Here is a 17,546-nt window from a genome sequence, read left to right as displayed (position 1 = left end):
GCGTTTAGTTGGCTCCGGGACTGCCGTAGTCGTGGCCGAAGAAGGTTTTAGGGAAAAGGGTCGACGGCCGGCGTCCGTCCCGTTGGTACTGCTTGAGTCGGCGGTTGTGGAGAACCCGATCGAAGCCCTTCGAATTCGGATTCAGCATCACATCCTTGTAATGGGAATCATACATATTGAGCATCTTGTTCACATCAACGCTCTCGTTGATCTTCATGTTGCTCCCGTCGTCGTCCAAACGGAACGAGAAGGCCGTCCCGGTTCCCTTCAACATCTTGGACTCGATCCAATCGAAGCCGGCGAAGCCGCATCGGCCACCCTCCATCAGTTTGTTTCGGGTGCCATACTCCTGAGGAATGTTGAACGAGACCCCGTGCTGGTATGCTTTCTGAACCTGCGTGCCATGGATCTCCTGCCCGCCCTTCTCGGCCATATGCTTCCATCCCGAGCTGAGCCGCGCGACTTCACGGTTCACCGCCTCCTGAAACTTCTGGGTCTGTCGCAATGTCGAAACCTGGCCGTTGCGGAGCAGGTAAAGACCGTCCAGATCCCCGGTGAACAACTCCACACTGCCGTCCTTGTTCTGGTGAATTGCGAGGCCGCATTCCTCAGTCTTGTTGGATACCTTTTCCTCCTTGGTTTGGTGGAAGCGGTCGAGCTGGGCTTGCCGCGCCTTAGGATTGCCAAAGGTTCGAATACTCATCTCGTAGGTGATGCCCTGCTCGCGCTGCGCCTTATACATCACCCGGATGTGCGACGCGATCTCCAGATCGCCCATGCCGAGACGGGAGAGGGTACTGTAGCTCTTGTGGAACAGCTTGACCTCATGACTGCTATAGCCCTTGGAGCGAAGGAAATTGCTTCGCATCTTGGGAGTGATACCGCGCGGGGTTAGGCCGAAGGGATCGCGGGCGCTGACGGGGTTGTTGGCCAGACCGGCGTAGTGGTTGACGCTTGAATCATACCCCAGAGGGTCCGGTTCGAGGAACATGCCCGCGTAGGGATCGTAGTACCGGGCCCGCATGTAGACCAATCCCGTGTCGTAGTCGAAATACTGCCCCTGGAAAAGGAAGGGAGATCCAACGGCACTGCGAGCCAGAGGCTGCGGGGCCGTGTCCGCCTCAGGGAAGGCTTGATAGTAGACGACGTTCGGCTGGTCATTGGCATCCACCGACACCGTCGCGGTGACATTCGGGTTGCCCCACTCGTCGGAAAGCTTGCCCGCGTTAAGCGTGACCTGGATGTCGCCGGGAGCGAAGAGGCCGCCAGAGATCGAACGAATTTCCGGCTCGGACAACGCGCGCTGGAAGACGGCGATTTCATCCAGAGCCCCGTTGAGAAACGCGCCAGCGCCTTCGCGACTGCCGAACTTCAGCGAGCTGGAGCTGTCGAGGGTCGCCGTGCTGGTGCCCGAGGCGACTGCTACCCCGTTGGTGAACAACGTGAACTGCGATCCCTGCCGCCGGAAGGCGTATTGGGTCCAGCTGTTGGTTGTCCAAACCAAAGGCGCGGAGTCGATGTTGACGGCGACGCCCCCCAGGCTGAGCCGCAACCGATTGTCCGCGAGCTTCAACATCGACCAGCCTTGAGCCGGCGTGGAAGCCCATTTCTCGATCAGAACCTGTTCGCCGGCGGCGTTTCGGAAGTTGACCCAAACCGCGACCGTGAAGTCGGAAGTGCCGGTGTTCAGCCCGGAGTCATTCGGCACGTTGACATAGGCCGAGGTCCCGTTCAGCACGAACGCCTCATTCACCAGGCCGGGCCCCATGGCGGCGCCGCCGACCAACGATCCGCGGCGTCCACCCGCCACATCCGAAACGTTCCGGTCGCCTGGCCACCAGGAGTTCAGCGACGACGGAAGATCGGGGATCTCGCGACTGGCAGTGAATTTGAGAACCGAATAGGGAGGATATCCGGGCACCGACGGCAGCAGCTCGATGGTTCCCGGCAGATTGGTGTTCAGGGCCGTGACCGAGAGGGTTTCCGGATCCAACTCCAGACCGGCGACGCGGACGATGCCCCCGCCTGGCCCCGGATCTGCCCTGGTCGGCCATACGGACTCTGACAGGGCGATCAGCAAGGCGTTCCCGTCCTCGCTGGATTTCACTTCCCGCAGCCGAGGCGCCTGCTGATCCCTGGCTTGGATCACCGGCTGGCCAAAGGGATCATACCAAACCCGCTCAACGATCTCACCCGCGGATGTCGCCACGGCAATGACCGACTGCGCAGCGTCGCGAATGAAGTAGAACCGGTCCAACTCGCCCGTGGTCGGGTTGGGCAAATCCGCGGCCACCGGGGCATCGCTGCTCGCATAGATGTAGCGGCCCACCAGCACGGGCTGCTCCCCGGTTCGGTCATATTCCTCGAGTAACCTTCCGGAAGGGTCGTAGACGTAGTGCGAACGAGACAGTGTAAAGCCTCCCTGGGTGACCTTGCGAGAGAAGCGCAGGCCGCTCGGCTGATATTGGTTTTCGATGAGTGCGCCATCCTCGCGAGCTACGGAGACCAGGCGTCCAAACCCATCGTGTTTGAGGTCAGCGCCAATGACGGAAGGAGCCACCGCGCCCGGCGCACGGACCCACAGGTTGGCCCGGGCCGTGTTACCTTTGGGATCCGCAGGGCCACGCTCGAAGCCGTCGATGGAGGTCGGGAGCAAAAATGCGTCATGTCCCGTCCACGTTTGCGCGAAACTGGGCGGTTCCACCAGGGCGTTGGAAACCGGCGCGGCCGTCAGGAGATCAAGCCCTCCGCCCCCATAGGTGAAGCTTCGCTCGTAGAGGGAGGGGGTAAAGCCGGTTGGCGCCAGAGGGATACCACCCACCTGCGCCCGCAGCAAACGCTCGCCCGTGTCGAACGCAAAGTTGTCGGCCAAGCCGTTGCGATGCCAGAATTGGCGCATCTCCAGATTGTTGGCCGGATCGTACTGGTAGCGCATGTGTGCCAGCACGGCGTTGTCGCTCCGACGCGTTGTCCTGCTACCCGTCAGCCGACCCCGCTTGTCGTATTCGTTGACGGTCTGCATGGAGGAGCCCAATTCAACGATTTTGGGGTGGCTGGTTCCCTGCCAGCTCACGGCGGTGAGAATCGGGGCTCCCGATGCGGACAGGCCGGTGAGTCTGCCCGTGGCATCCCGCTCCTCAGTCACCACCAACCCGGACGGATAAGTAACCGACTTCCGCGTCCCATCCTCGTAATAACCGAACGATGCCCGGAAGGTTGCGTTGTCCTCCACACACTCCGCGAACAAGAGCGGACCCGCGGGATCATAGTCATAGGTTGCTGACGCGGCAGCGCCTCCGTTTTGAGCGTAAGTTTGCGACCGGATCCGGCTGAAGGCGTCGTAGGTGGTGTTTTCCTCCCAAGAGGTGCCCTGGTAGCTCATGGTCCTTTGCAGCAAGCGACGTTGCAGGTCGTAAACCATGGTCGCGGATCCGCCGGGAAAGGTCTGCGTCTGAGGCATGTTCCGAGGATCGAAATTGGCAAAAGTCATCAACGCGCCGTTGCGCAACGACTGCTGGGTCAGGCGGAGGTCGCCATCATAACCGAAGCCAAATCCTGCTCCTGGATCACCATTGAAAGTGGTCTGACGCTGGGCATCATAGCGCGCCCGCATCTCCATCCCGTCAGCCCGCTGCTGCCGAATGGGCTCCCCTAAGGCCGTATTTTCAAAGGAGGTGGAATTCCCCCGGGCATTGGTCACTTTGGTAGGAGTGCCATCGGCTCGAGGGACGTAGGTCATGAACAGCCCCTGCAGATCTTCAGCGCTCTTTTGATGATCCAGATCATCATACCCGAAGGTCTGAGCGTAGGTCGCACCCTGCTCGGTATGGGTGATCACGGTTGGGCGACCGTTGTCGTCTCGCTCGACGGTGACGGTCTGGTTGGGATCGGTGTACCCGATCTGATCGGCCCCGGCATCCCAGCGGCTGGTATAGGTCAGGCGCGGCCCGGCCACGCTCATGAAGCCTGAGCCGTAAGTGTAGCTATGCCGCGGAGAGATGACCCCGCCGATCGCTTGCACGGTTTTGTGCCTCCCCATCGAATCGAGCTCCGGATACCGAACATCCTCGACGATCCCAAAGCGGGAATCGGTAACGGTCCTGCTAAGCAACTGGCCGTCCGGGTGGAATTGGCTTTGCTCAACGTACTCCTCGAACCCGGTTTTCTGAACGACCTTGGTGGCGCGGTCGAGCCCGTCATACTCGAGGGACCGCACCTCGTCGCCTCCCTGAAACACTCGTTTTAGGTTGTTGTTGAGATCATACTCATAACGTTCGACGTAGCTTCCCAGCGTGGAGGTGAGAATGTTGCCGCGCGCATCATAGGTGAAGACCTGCCGCGTGCCGTTGGGAAGAATCGACTCCTGAATGCGAGATCGGGCATCCGGTTTGAACTCGTAGGCGAAGGATCCAACCGTGCCCTCGATTTCAATCCCCGAAGTGACGAGTCGGATAAGGAACCCAGCGTCATTATACTCTTTGGTCGTCCGGCTCACTTTGCCGTCGCCAACCTGATCCTCGCTCAGGATATCCCGTCCCAGCTCATCGTAGGCCAGGAGCGAGACCAAGCCTCCGCGCTGTACTCGGACCGGCTGGAGGTTGTTGTCGTAGGTGTAAGTCGTCGGAGCCCCCAAGGCCTGGGCGACGCTGGCAGGCTTGCCCAGCAGCCCGGGGATGCTTCCGTCGTAGGAATAACGCAACACCTTGTCTCCCGCCTTGGCGGTCTGGATGAACCCGGTCCTCGCGTCGTAGGAGTACTCCGCTTCCAAGCCGTCCTGATCCTTCACGAGGATGACTTGACCATTCGAGTCATAGACCGAGGTCTTGATTCCGACATCGGGATACTCAACCGCTCCGATATCCCGTCCATCCGAAGTCAACACGTGACGGGTGACGAAGCCATTGGCGTCGACGTGCTCACCGGCCGGAAGGTTGTAGCGAGGCTCGTAGCTGAATCGTTCGGAACGAGCAGCGCCTCCCCGCGGCCCCGCGGTCATGGTCGTACTCAGCAGGTTGGCCCGAGACCGGAAGTTCACGTTGCCGCTGTCGTAGGATCTCAGTTCGACATTTCCCTCCGGATGTCGAATGTAAGTCACCAGGCCGTCGACGGTATTCGACACGACGAGGCCGGAGGTTCCACCGGCGGGGCCGGTCATGGTCTCGGATATGGTATGGCCGAACGCGTCAAAACGCCTTTGAACCGAAGCTCCATCCCCGAGCCGCACTCCACTCTGAATCGATCCCACGTTAGCCGCCGAGTTATCCTGAGGGATGTCCAACTGGTTTGAGGCGAGGCTGCCGGTCGTCGCCCTTGTCACGGGCTTGCCACGCGCTCCCGGCACGGTTGCCGCGGCGACGACAGGGGTGCCCGACGCCTTGGCGGAGATGCTTGCAAGCCGGCAGTTTTCGTAGGTGTAAAAGGTATGACCCCGCCCTGAATATCCGCCGTTCTCCCCGTTCACCTGGATGCTCCGGTTGGCGATAAGAAAGCCGTCGGGATCGTATTGGTAAAGCACGTCTCGGTTCGCGTAGTCACGCAGTCGGCAGATCTTCCCCTCCAGAAAAGGGTTGGAGGTGTCCTCATCGAGCCCATCCCGGAATTGGTTGTCGGAATTCTTGCGTCGGTAATACCCGAATTCCACAAAACGGGGGCCGGAAACGGATCGGTCGTCGATCCGCACGAGCCATCCATTCCGGTCGTACTCCAGCTCGTGGCGGTTTTTAGGATAGCGATCGATGATCGTCTGCAGCCGGCCTTTGGACGTGTAGCGATAGCGCTGACCATCCGGAGTCAGCCGCTCAAAGCGGCCGTCCTTGAACTTGACCAGAAGATCAAAGATACCGCGCACCGGAAGGTAGTAGTCCGACACCACTCGGGAGTACTCAAAATCCCGAACCAAGGGATCCTGGGCGTATTCCGGCGGCATGTTGGTCCCCTTCCACACGAAGGTATACACACGGCCCATGCCGGTGGTGAAGAGCACATCCTGGCTGCCGGCAATGTCGCTGTTGGCGGCCTTGTCTCGGATCACGAGGGGCATTTGCAGGCCAGCGGGAAACGTCGCGGAGTCCAAAATCATCAGCCGCTCGTTGTAGTTGAAATCCCATCCTACGCCGAAGGGCCCCTCATAGTTGTCCTGTGTTCCAATTGTGCGCGTGATTTGAATCGGCATGCGCGGGCTGGGGAGCGACATGTCTACATCGGTGGTCCGGAGCTCACCGCTGTGGGCCTGAATCGCGCCAAACGTGTCCTCAATCGGGGTCGATGCTCCGGGAGGAGGAGGGTTGTCTCCGACCAGGTAGTCGCGGTTGACCGTCTCCGCGCTGCCCGAGGCGATGGGGAACACCCGCAGTCGTTTGCCGTCGATTCGCGCGGCAAAGGCGCCCAGAACTTCGTTGTCCGATTCAACGGGATCCAGGAACGCGCGCATTCCTGCTCCGCTGAACAGAATCTCGCGCTCGATCGACCCTACCGTTTTCCATTCCTCGAGCTCCGAGATGGTGGCCACGCTCGTGATCAGGGCGAACGGCCTCGAGAGGTAGTAGTTGTAGTAGCGGCTCTGCGGATTGTTGCTGAGCCGATAGCCGACCAGGGATCGAATGGGGGCTCCGCAGTTGGCCTTGGGAGTCTGGCCGAGGGAGGCCTGGGTGAAGTCTGAAACGGCACGGACAGGAGCGAAGCCCACTCCCAGGTTCGAGAGCGGCAGCCCCGCGGGGTTGACGGACTCCAACCCGAACTCGACGGTTTCGCCCGCGGCTCCGGGGGTGATCATCATCACGTGGTAATGCAGCGACCGGTTGGGAGGCATGAGATCCGACCCTCCGGTGATGGCGTTGGTGGGCTGGGCCGGAGCCAGGGCTCGCAGCGGATTCAGGTCATTGAGAATCGCCTCAACTTGGACATCGCCCATGCTCGCCATTTTTGAGGGATTCACGAGTGTCGGCTGGTTGGGAAAGCTCACGAACCGCAGCTCGGGCTGTGAGACCACCACCAGGCCGCGGCGGCCCTCGGCGACGGCGCTCAGTCCGTAGTCGGTCTGGCCTAGGCTGCGGGTCAATCCGCCGGCTTGGGCGGTGCTGGACAAAATGGAGGCATGGAGCTGTCCCGAAGGGGGTGGCGCGTCGACCAAGCGATGCGGATCCAGCGTCACCAGGTGAGTTGCGCCCGCGATCTGGAGCAGCCCGTCGGGCCGCATCTGAACTGGTCCCATTCCGCCCCCCAGAAGTTCAGAAGGCAAAATAATCTCACTCAGCAATTTGGGGGCGAGGGGTAGCGAGATATCGATCACCGCCAGGGAGTTCAGGCCGTTCGTGTTCGGCGAGAGGGTCACCAATGCCACGGCGCGCGCACTGGGGGTGTTGCTGATCACCAGGGGGAGCGCATCGAACACCGACACCCATCGCGGATACGCCGAAATCGGAAAGTCGTACCTGGCCGAGAGAGGGTTGCCGATCTCCTGTTGAATGCCGTTGTACACCCAGGTGCGATACATGGGGGGCAACGTCGCTCCGCGGGGCCGGCCTTGCTCATCATGGGCGATTCCGTTGCGCAGTGTGACCCCCACCGTGTTGCCGCTGTCCGAAACCGCGAAGTCCAGGATCTTTTGAGTGGTACCCTGCAGCAGCAAGCTCTGCTTCTTCCCGTAGAATTCGGAGGGGAAGTTCTGGGGAATGGGCAGCAACTCTCCCTCATCGACATAGTCCCCATCCCCGTTCAGATCCTTGCCAGGGCGCGGCTCGGTCGGGAGAACTTCCTGCCGCCGCTGGGTGATGCCGAACCCGTAGATCATTTCCTGGAGATTCACGAACCCGAGAAGCTGGATGTCCGCTCCGAACTCCTGATACACCAAGTGCGGTGGAGACCACCGCACTTTCGTCGCAGCCGACCCAACCCGAAGGCTCACGAGCGGCGACGCCAAAATAATCGGCTCCTGGGGATCCGCCACGTCGACCACCCACAAATACTGTCCCTTCACCGAGACCGTGACGCCCTGCACTTGGTTGATGACCGCATCGAGATCGCCGCCCACGATGGCGATCAGGTCGCTGGTGACGACCGGAGACTGAGCGGTGCGCTTGTATGAGAATTGAGGGATGAGAGCGATGTCACGCGGAGCTCCCGGCAGGCGCAACTCCCTTTCGAGAGAGGGATGGAGCGGATTGCGCACATTAAAAATCTTAAGTGAGTTGGCGGCACTCTCCTGGTCGATCACGTAGAGGAAACCCGCGCGCATCACCGACCCCTTGGCGTTGTCGAGGTTGAGGAGGGGCGCGGTGGCAGAGGGAGGCGTACGAACGGAGGTGGTGAAGCTATCCGGCTGGGGCGTGCTGGGCACCTGATCCATCGGCTGCTGGGCCAAGTCTCGGATCGACCGGGCCGAGAGTGTCAGCTGATAGGTCTGATCGCTCGGAAGCGACGGGTATTTCAAAGTAAGGACTTGCTGGTCGGAGCTCAACTCCACCACGGGCAGCACGCCCAGCGGCGCCCCGGCGAGCGTAATGCCCGAAAGGTCTTGCTTCACCGCGGCGTCAATCGGCTTGTTGAAAAGGATGGTGATCCTCCCATCCTCCTTGAGAAAGCCATTGTCGGCCGGCTGAACGAGCGACACCAACGGGCCATGAACGTCGTTGGTGTCCGGTTTGGGGATGTCCGGATTGAAAACTGTTGGGGCCTTTCCGGTGAACGCGATCCCAAATTGGGTGGTGAGGCCTTGCTCGCCGGTTGCTCCTTGAAAAGTAGCCTTGAAGGAGGCGAGCACCGGCTTGTTCACGGTCAAGGTTGCGGTCCACCGAGTGACATAACCTTGAGTCGTTTCCTGGATGTTCGTGAGGCTGTGGGCCACGTCGACTTCGGGGAGACCGGTCAGCAGGTTGGTCGTGCCGATCGACTGCAGCAGAACACCTATTTTCGGGGCGCGATCCGGCAAGGAAGCCTGGATGACGATCTCCGTCGGCTGGCCTGGAGCCGGGTAGACCGGCGTGTTGGCGATGCTGACATCCGGCGGGGTATCACTTGGCCGGGGGGCCAGGAAAAAGAAGTTCTTCCACACTGCTCCGGAAAGGGTCAGGTCGCCCTGCTGGCCCGGGATCCAAGTAATCGGATTGGCCGGTTCCTCCTTCACCTCGTCGTAGGCGGGGTGAGTAGCACGAACCAGGTACTGAGCGCCTGCCGCCGGTGCCATCGCCAGGAAATAGCCATCCGATCCTGTGGTGGCGTAAACCATCCCAGGAAAAATTCGGCCGTGCCGATGACTATTGAGAGGGCCGCCATTTAGCGTGACCGAAATGAAGGCGCCGGGGAGCGGCTTCGACACTACCAAGGACTGCTGAAGAAAGGTCGTTGCCGCGACGCTGGTCAGCTGCTGGATGACCCCGCCACCGAGACGCGTGATGGGGTTCGGAACTCCGAGCATTTGAGCGATCTGCCAAGGCACATCGATGTTCCGGTTGCCCGTCTGGGTATTGGCCAACTGGTTGATCAAGCCCGCCCGTTCCATCGCCTCCGCCAGGTCCAGCGGCAGGGCGGCCGCTTTGCCCTTGATCACCACAGGACGAGGTCCGAAGAGAAGAGGGACGAGGATCTGATTGAAACCGATCTGAGCCACCTGCCCCGCAATGCCCAATGCGGGCATCATCAATCCAATGGATGTGTCGAGGAAGCCGGCTGCGATCTGATCATTATTACCCGCGAGCTGAGGCTGAGTGGGAGGGGGCTCCACGAGAGCGGGGTCCGGAGTGAAAAGCATTTGGTCCATCACCTGAAACGCGGTGATATCCCCCGTGGTGCGGACCGCAGCCAACATGACCGCCGCATTGGTGTTCACCTCATCGGCGGGATAGCCAAGTTCGGCCAGGTTCACCGGCATGCGGATCTTGAGAGGGAGCACCGGAAGCTGGCCTTCCACCCGGAGATTCAAGGCAGATCCAGCGATGGCTCCCTCGGAGGGCTGCAGACCTCCCAAGGCGTTCGTCACGGCTGCGACGCTGAGCGACTCCAGCTTGAACTTCGTTTTGGTCGAGATGGCGTTGGCCGGAACCGTCAGTCGAACCGGCCCCCGCGGCGACTGGGCTTCCAGCACACCTCCCTGCGTGAACAGCCCGGTAAACCCATTGTCAAATTCCTGCCTGGCCGTGGCGACGTAAACGCGCGTTCCGTTCAGGTTCACAAACGTTGCGGTCACGATGTCCTCCTGCCCGCCGCTAATCACACTGGCAAAGCTACCGTCGACGTTGGAAAGCACCGTGGCGGTATCGCCGGTGGACTCGTTCACCAAAATCACGGGAACCTCAGGATCGGCAGTTCCGACCGACCCATGAACGACGATCGCGTTGGGAACCGTTCCCGGACGATAGGCAGGAATTTGTGCGACGATCGCGGCTGGAACGTTGGTGGCCCCCGGTTGATAGATCACCAACTCGGCGATAGTCTCGCCCACTCGTGATGCCGCCAGGGTCGTAAATCGGAACTCATTGGTGCCCACCAGGGCCATTCCGGAGCTGTCGGCGATCGTCCGGGCGAGAACCACTCGATAAGTCGTGCCGGCATCTAGCGTGGTGCCCGGGGTCAACGTCGCGCGACTAAGCCTTGGGTCCAGGCTCATCGAGGCGGTGACGGCGAGCCCGTCTGAGCCGAGCAGCTGAATTCCATTTCCGACAACCGTTGCGGGGTTGAGCGGCTCGCTGAACTGGAGGGTGATGGCTGTGATCGGGGCGACCTTCGTCGCATTGTCCGCCGGGGTGATGGAAATCACTCGAGGCCCAACCGGGGCGGAGACCAGATCCTGAGTCACGACCTCGAGCGGGTTAACCACGGTCACGAGAGATGAACCACTATCGCCCGTGACCGGATCAGTCACCTCGATCTGTCGGCTACCCGACGAAGCCACCAATCGGTATCTTCCCTGGGCATCCGTCAACGCCAACCAGGGCGTTCCGGCGGTACGAACCGGCATTCCGGACCGCAGGCTACCCTGGCCATCCCGCGCCACGCCGCTGATGAGGCCTTGCGGGCTGTCCACCCGGATCAGCACGTATTGGCCCGAACCGCGGATCCCGGGCAGCCGATCGCCGGACAGCGGCTCGGCGCTCGAGACCGAGCCTACCGACGAGGTCACCAACCGCTCCACTGGCTCCAGCCCGTAAAGTCCGACCTCGCTGACCACCCGAGCCAGCACGAAGACGGCGTTCGTCGGGAGCCCATCAAAACGAGGGGCCAAAGGACCGGTGAGACGGCCGCCATCAAAGGTGAGCTCGAATCCGCCGAGAGCTGACATCGGGAGAGGGAGAGCGTTCGTGAATGGAGCCAGCGAGATCGGGCTGATGCGAAACGCAGTCGGGCCTGTGAGCTGCCCAGCGCCGATAAGCACTCGGCCGCCGTTGGGCAGGGCAAGCTGCCCCCCCCGCTGATCCAAAGCTCGTCCGTCAAAAGGCGCCAAGGGCAACACCTGGATGCGCACCGTCGCGGAGGCGAGTTCCTCCGAACCAAACAGCAGCAGGGGACGCATCGGAAAGGATGCTTGGATGGTCTGAGGGTTTTCATCGCCCGGCCGCTGATAGGCCACAAAAAACTGCTCGTAGGAGGGAGTGACGCGTGCGCTGCCGTCTTTCAGCAGATAGGTTTCCGTCACCTCTCCGCGCAGCAAGGTTCCGCTGGGCAGCTTAGCCGACGCGTGATTCAACGTCACCGTGGCCTGGCCGGTGACGCGCGCGGGAATCTGGCTGGCCGGACTCGAGCTCGGATCCACCACACCTGTGGCGGTTAACCCGGCTATGGGTGCGGCCACGGCAGCGCTGGGCTGGAGAGGCTGTCCGGCATTCGGCACAGGCGGCACCAACTCGCCGGTATCACCGACCACCAGCGCATAACTTCCGGACTTTGGCAGAAAGACATCCAGGGGCTCCGCACCGCGGCCACCCAAAACCTGCACCACCTCCCACGAGAGGCTGTTTTCGTTCCAGTGCACCAAAGCCGCCACCTCGGCGGTGCCGACCGGTCCCGCGGGGGTAAGGGCCGCGGGCAATGGCTGGGCAGGAGGCGAGCTGCTCTCCAGATGAAACGCGACCATCGGGCTCCACCCCTGCGGCAGAAACGCCGGCAGGGTCTGCCCGGTGAGTCCGGTGAGCCGCAGGCTGGCCGAGCCGCCGAAGGCTCCGGCGTTCACGACGATCCGAACTGTCCCCGCATCGTTGGTCACCACACTCCCCCCCAACGGAGTCAATTCAACGACGCGAGAACTGCGCGGCGTCAGGCGCGGATTGGGAACCACCGCGACGTTGCCGGTAGAAAGGGTTTGCTGCCGCCAGACCGAGAGGTTGCCGTCCAGCGAGAATCTCAGCCGATGGAGACCTGAACTGCCGCCGAACGACGCGACCCCCGTGGGATGATCTGTTGGCAACACCGCGGAGGACTCGGGCGTCGGCCCGGTTACCGTCAAGGTGGCCCCTGGCAGCGGCTGGCCGACCTCGTTGAGGGACCGGGTGACACCAACCGGAACCGGGGGAGGAAGCGTTCCCGCGAAGACGCGTGTCACCAGCACGGGCGAGCCGCTGCTGAAGCCGAGGCTTAGAGTTCGGGAGGCCGTCGTTTGACGGGCGCCCAGTTCGCTGCCGGGGAGGAAGCTGCTGAGATCATAGAACGACTGGAGCGTTGCCCCCGGAAGCGTGCCGTCGACAAGTAGAGGTCCGCTGGTTCCTCGGAAGGACTCCACCAATAAGACGAGGGGCCCGGACACAGCGCGATCGGCACGATTCGAAACCGTCACTTCCACGTTCCACTGGTTGAGGGCGCGGTTCAGGCGCAATGACCGAAAAAAGACAGCGGTGTCCGCAGTGATTTCCTGCAGTTCGATGCGCACGCCTTTCAGGTCGAATGTCGCGGTCTGTGCCGAGACAGAGCCCAATGCGGAGAGCCACAGCATGACGGCACAACTCCAGACAGCTAAACTACGAGGCCGCGTATTCATCTTTCAGTGTTTGCGAGATCGCTTGAGGAACAAAACCAAGCCAGCCAAAGGGACCAGCGGCCAGAGCGTTGGCTCTGGAACCACAGTGATATCGGCAAGCCAGCCGTGGGAGATAACCCCGTTATTGTTGTCAAAGAGATCCAAGAAGAGAGTCACTTCCCGACCCAATAGGTTCTCGGGTAGCACGGCGCTCACCGAGAACGAATGCTGCTGGGCGAGATGAGGAGTCAGCGAAGGGGATGGGATGGGGCTGCGGGTCAAGGCCGAGTCGGCCAAAGGCTCCGTGCCGGGGGTGGGAGGTGCAAATAAGACGCCGCTGGCGTCCGCGGTGACCAGGATGAGGGTGAACAAATCGTCCAGGGTCCGCAAACTCAGGGTAAAGGAGTCGAAAAATTCGCCAGGTCCAAACACCTCATCCGTCTCAAACCCAAATTTAAACTCCAGAGGAGCCGAGGTTCCTTGGGGCAGGCTGAAGTTAAAAGACCGGGTGTGGAGAGCCTGGCTGCCGTCGGCCGTCAGGACATACAGAGCCGGATCGAGGGTGCCCTGTGAAAGGCCAGTTAAGGGCGCTGCAGGCAGGGTAACGGCCATGACGAGGGCAGCACAGGAAGCCACCCGAGCACGCCAACTCCTCCGAGTAAGTGGAGAAACAACGACTTCGGCCATACCCTCAAGGTTCACAGTCCAGTTACGTCAAATCTAACAACCTGCAGCACGCCCGAACCTCCCTGCCCGATGTGCTCCAACGATCTTCTTCTGCCGGATTCCGGACGCGCGCTGAGCTACCTCAGCCCCGCCCTTGAGATCTTTCAAGCCAATCCGCCTGCTGGCTTCAGCAACGCCGGAAGCTCGATGCACCAGTTGGAACATAGAGTTTCCCTTAAATCGCTGAGAAGATTTGGTTACTATAATCGGAAAGCCTGGAGGGTCAAGGTCTAGTCGATCGGTGGCATGAAGGATTAACGATGCAGACTATGAATAAAGCGAATAATTATCATGAGTCGACCAAGATCCTCGGTGTTGTGCCAGGAAGGCTGGCAGAATGAAGCCCTTCAAGCAGGTCGCCGGGATGAGCCTCGTGGCCTACCTGAATCACTCTCGCCTGGCTGACGCTGCCAGCCTGCTGGGAGAGACGACGCGTTCCATCGCCGAAACAGCCAACCGGGAATCACGCCAGATTGGCCGTCCTTTGCTCCGCGTCCAGCCGACACAAACAGCGTGACACCGAGGATGCACCCTGCGATATCCCCGTCGTGAAGATCACCCGAACCGCCCACGGACTACGGCTCAGCCAGCATGGAGTCGTGATCAGCGAACTCCGGACATCCTCCGGACCAACCCACAGCGTGTTCGATGTGCTGGCGGCTCTGATCGGGCTACTGGCTCCGACTGGACGTGTGGGCCTGTTGGGCTTTGCGGGGGGAGGAATGATGGCGCCACTCAGCGCGCTCGCTCCCGCGAGACGGATCGATTCTGTGGATCTTGATTTGGAGGCTTATCACCTGTTCCGCCGGCATTGTCCCCGCTGGAGAGGTTCAGTGCAGTGGACCCATTCCGACGCAGCCGTCTGGCTCCAGGCGCAGCCGCGCGATTTCGCGCTCCTGGTCGAGGATCTTTCCATTCCGAAAGACGGCGACGTCGTGAAGCCCGAAATCTCCTGGACCGTGATGCCTCAGCTGATTCGACGCCGATTGAACCGGGACGGAGTTGGGGTCTTCAACCTTCTGCCGCCGACCGGCACGGCGGGAGGACGCGAGATCCGGCAAATCGCGGCTCATTTTCCCTCGGCCCGAGTGATTGATTTCCGAGAGTTTCAAAATAGAATTTTGGTGGTAGGCAAGGCTTTACCTTCCGCACGCACGCTCGGCTCTGGGTTGCGTGAATCACTCCACATGCTCCATTCCCGCCAGGCCGGCCGGGTTCGCCTCAGGCAAGTTCCATCCTCAGGCGAGAAGCTCCCCACGCACGCCAGACCGAGCGCGCAATCATCAACTCCTCGTCGGTAGCGATCACCCGGACGCTCACCCGGGCGCCGGGGCGGGAGATCAGGCCTTCACCCGCAGCATTCAGAGTGGGATCCACCTCGATCCCCAGGAACGAAAGTCCCTCGCAGATCCTCGTCCGAATGCAGGCCTGATGCTCTCCAATTCCTCCCGAAAACACGAGAGTGTCGAGACCACCCAAAGCCGCTGCGAACGAGCCAATGCACTTCCTGGCCTGATAACAAAACAAGGCCACCGCCTCCGCAGCCCGCGGATCTTTCGCCTCGGTTTTTAACAAGTCGCGGATATCGGGGCTCGTTTCCGAAATACCGAGCAACCCGGATTCATGATTCACCATCTGATCAAACTGGTGCATCGTCATCCCCTCGGTGCGAGCCAGGAATCGGACCAGTCCGGGATCCAGGTCACCAGACCGCGTGCTCATCACAAGTCCTGAGGTAGGCGTGAACCCCATGCTCGTGTCAACGCTCCGCCCATTCAAGACAGCCGCCATGCTCGCGCCGCTGCCCAGATGTGCCAGGATTACCCGGCCGATTGACGCCGCCGGATCATTCAGGTGCTGCAGTTGCTCCAGGAGGTAGGCGTAGGAAAGTCCGTGAAAACCATAGCGGCGGACTCCTTTGGATTCGAACCGCCGCGGGATGGGAAAGAGGGTTGCGACACGCGGCATTCCTGAATGAAACGCGGTGTCGAAACAGGCAAGTTGAGGGACCTCCGGCAAACGGCGACGCAGAAGTTCCATCAGCTCAATTTCACGGGGAAGATGCTGAGGATCACACAGCCGAATTCGATGAAGTTCGGAGAGCAACTGCGTCGTGACGACTTCCGGCTGGGTCTGGCCCATCCCATGCACCACCCGATGCCCGATTGCCTCAATGCGATCAAACTCAGGTCGCGAAGCGAGCCATTCGAGCAGGAAAGTTACCGGGGCCTTCCGGTCGGCCGCGGAGAGGAGCAAGGATTCTACCACCTCTCCCCCAGACGCCGCAAAGCTCAATCGGGGCTCGGCAAGCCCAAGTCCTTCCACTTTTCCATGGCATAACCGAGCCAGCGATTCGCCTGCCCCATAGAAGGCAAACCTAATGCTGGAGGAACCCCCGTTCAGGGTAAGGATCAGTGGCGCGTTCAACACAAATCAGGCGTGCCTGTAATCGGGGCGCTCTAGTTGCCAACCCCGTCTGGAACCAATGAGTGTGCTGGGCTCTGCTCCACCGCCTCGCCGGTCAGCCCGGCAAAGACCGTCGACTCCTCATAGCTGATCCGCTCCACGTTAGCCGTCGCGATCAGCACCTCCTTACCCGAGAGACGGTGCCCGGTTCGGACGAGCAGGTGAGTGACCGCCCAGCTCTCGCAATCCACCATGAAGTCGCCCACGTGACCAATGATCGCATCCGTCGTCTTGAACTGATATCCGGTTACCGCCAGTGTGCTTCGCAGGTGCGAGTCCGACTTCGGAACTTCCGAGGACGGGACTTGCGCCCGCGGCCGGGTGGGTGCTTTCACCGGCATCTGCAAGGTCGGTAAGCCGCTCGCTCCCCAAAGCCCACCACCCTGCCAGTAGTTAGGCCACCCGAAGTGGCGATAGTACTCTTCCTCATATTGGCGGGAAACAGGCTTGTGAGCATCGGTCGGCGGACAGTGCTCCATTTGCTTCCGGGTCAGATTGACCAGCAGGAGGTGCCCGGATGCAGGGATGGGGCCTACCGAATGAGGAGAGACGAGCACCTCACGCCCCGGTAGCCAGGCGCCCGTGTCGACCACCAGATATCGTATGGCCCAATTCTGGTCGTCAAAATAGAAGTCCGTTACCTGGCCTACCTCGCCTTCCGCCGATCCGAGTTTAGCTCCATACAGTTGCTTGATGCTTCTTAACATAAATCATTTCTGAGACCGCTGAGAAGGATTCACCAACCCCGCGTTACTACGACGGCGCTCAGCGGCGAGCGGAGCAAGACGAGGTGGCCGCCGTCCGCATCACCTCGACAATCACCTGCCTGAAAAGTTCGGGTGTCAGCGAGTTCTTGCTCAGGTAAGCTGCCCCCAACTGAGCCCAGTCCAAGCGGATGTCCTCTCTCCATTCGCCGGACAATACGACTACCGGTATTCGAATTTCCAGCTGGAGCAGGTCGTTGATCACGCCAGCCCCGTCGTGCCCGGGCATGTTCCAGTCCAGGATGAGTAGCGCATAGCGCTCCTTACGCAGCAGCCGCACGGCCTCCAGCCCACCCTCCGCGGAGTCAAGAACCAGGGGTTTGGCGCCAGGCCAAGCCTTTCTAAGGCAGCGAGTCGTGAGTTCGCGATCAATGACATCGTCGTCCACCACGAGCACGCGGTTTCCGCCGGGGAGCACCGCCGGCTCAGCGACGACTGGCAGCGTGGCGTGACCTGGGGGCGTTTCATCCCCAGGCGCTGCGCCGTTGCGCTCACCCCAGAGTGGAGAGGAATTCAGTCCCATAAGAGTAAGACTACAGAGATCGAGTTCCCTCCTGTATGGGGTGTTCTACCCAGGGCTTGGTCCAGACCAGGTTTTTCCTAGCGCAGGCTAGGAAAGGCCCAGCCGCCAGATCGGACGAGGATGATAT

At 61.0% G+C, this 17,546-nt stretch carries 7 protein-coding genes; 2 read left to right on the top strand and 5 right to left on the bottom strand.

The window, feature by feature from the left end; all coding sequences use genetic code 11:
• Positions 1-4 precede the first annotated feature (4 nt).
• Both JNN07_05290 and JNN07_05285 read right to left on the bottom strand, forming a co-directional pair.
• Positions 5-12,916, bottom strand: a complete 12,912-nt coding sequence (locus JNN07_05290; GenBank protein MBL9167132.1) for an Ig-like domain-containing protein — start codon at positions 12,914-12,916, stop codon at positions 5-7.
• Between the two features lie 48 nt (positions 12,917-12,964).
• On the bottom strand, positions 12,965-13,552 hold the full coding sequence (locus tag JNN07_05285; GenBank protein MBL9167131.1) for a PEP-CTERM sorting domain-containing protein: 588 nt from the start codon (positions 13,550-13,552) through the stop codon (positions 12,965-12,967).
• A gap of 451 nt (positions 13,553-14,003) precedes the next feature.
• On the opposite strand from JNN07_05285, the gene JNN07_05280 reads away from it, so the two are divergent.
• Both JNN07_05280 and JNN07_05275 read left to right on the top strand, forming a co-directional pair.
• A complete protein-coding gene (locus tag JNN07_05280; protein MBL9167130.1) occupies positions 14,004-14,183 on the top strand; it encodes a hypothetical protein in 180 nt (59 codons plus the stop codon).
• Between the two features lie 31 nt (positions 14,184-14,214).
• On the top strand, positions 14,215-14,967 hold the full coding sequence (locus tag JNN07_05275) for a hypothetical protein (GenBank protein ID MBL9167129.1): 753 nt from the start codon (positions 14,215-14,217) through the stop codon (positions 14,965-14,967).
• On the opposite strand, the gene JNN07_05270 is transcribed toward JNN07_05275, so the two are convergent.
• From JNN07_05270 to JNN07_05260, 3 genes are read right to left on the bottom strand one after another with little or no spacing between them, the layout of a single operon-like run.
• Entirely contained in the window at positions 14,888-16,096 is a 1,209-nt protein-coding gene (locus JNN07_05270; GenBank protein MBL9167128.1) for an acetate/propionate family kinase, read from the bottom strand. The two genes, JNN07_05275 and JNN07_05270, sit on opposite strands and share 80 nt — an antisense overlap.
• Positions 16,097-16,125: 29 nt before the next feature.
• Positions 16,126-16,839, bottom strand: coding sequence for a PRC-barrel domain containing protein (locus JNN07_05265; GenBank protein MBL9167127.1), 714 nt, complete (start codon positions 16,837-16,839; stop codon positions 16,126-16,128).
• Positions 16,840-16,897: 58 nt separating this feature from the next.
• Entirely contained in the window at positions 16,898-17,419 is a 522-nt protein-coding gene (locus tag JNN07_05260; GenBank protein ID MBL9167126.1) for a response regulator, read from the bottom strand.
• Positions 17,420-17,546: the final 127 nt, after the last annotated feature.

The sequence above is a fragment of the Verrucomicrobiales bacterium genome (assembly GCA_016793885.1).
Lineage (GTDB): Bacteria > Verrucomicrobiota > Verrucomicrobiia > Limisphaerales > UBA11320 > UBA11320.
Note: the sequence above shows the minus strand (reverse complement) of the source record. Positions and strands in the feature narration are given on the sequence as shown.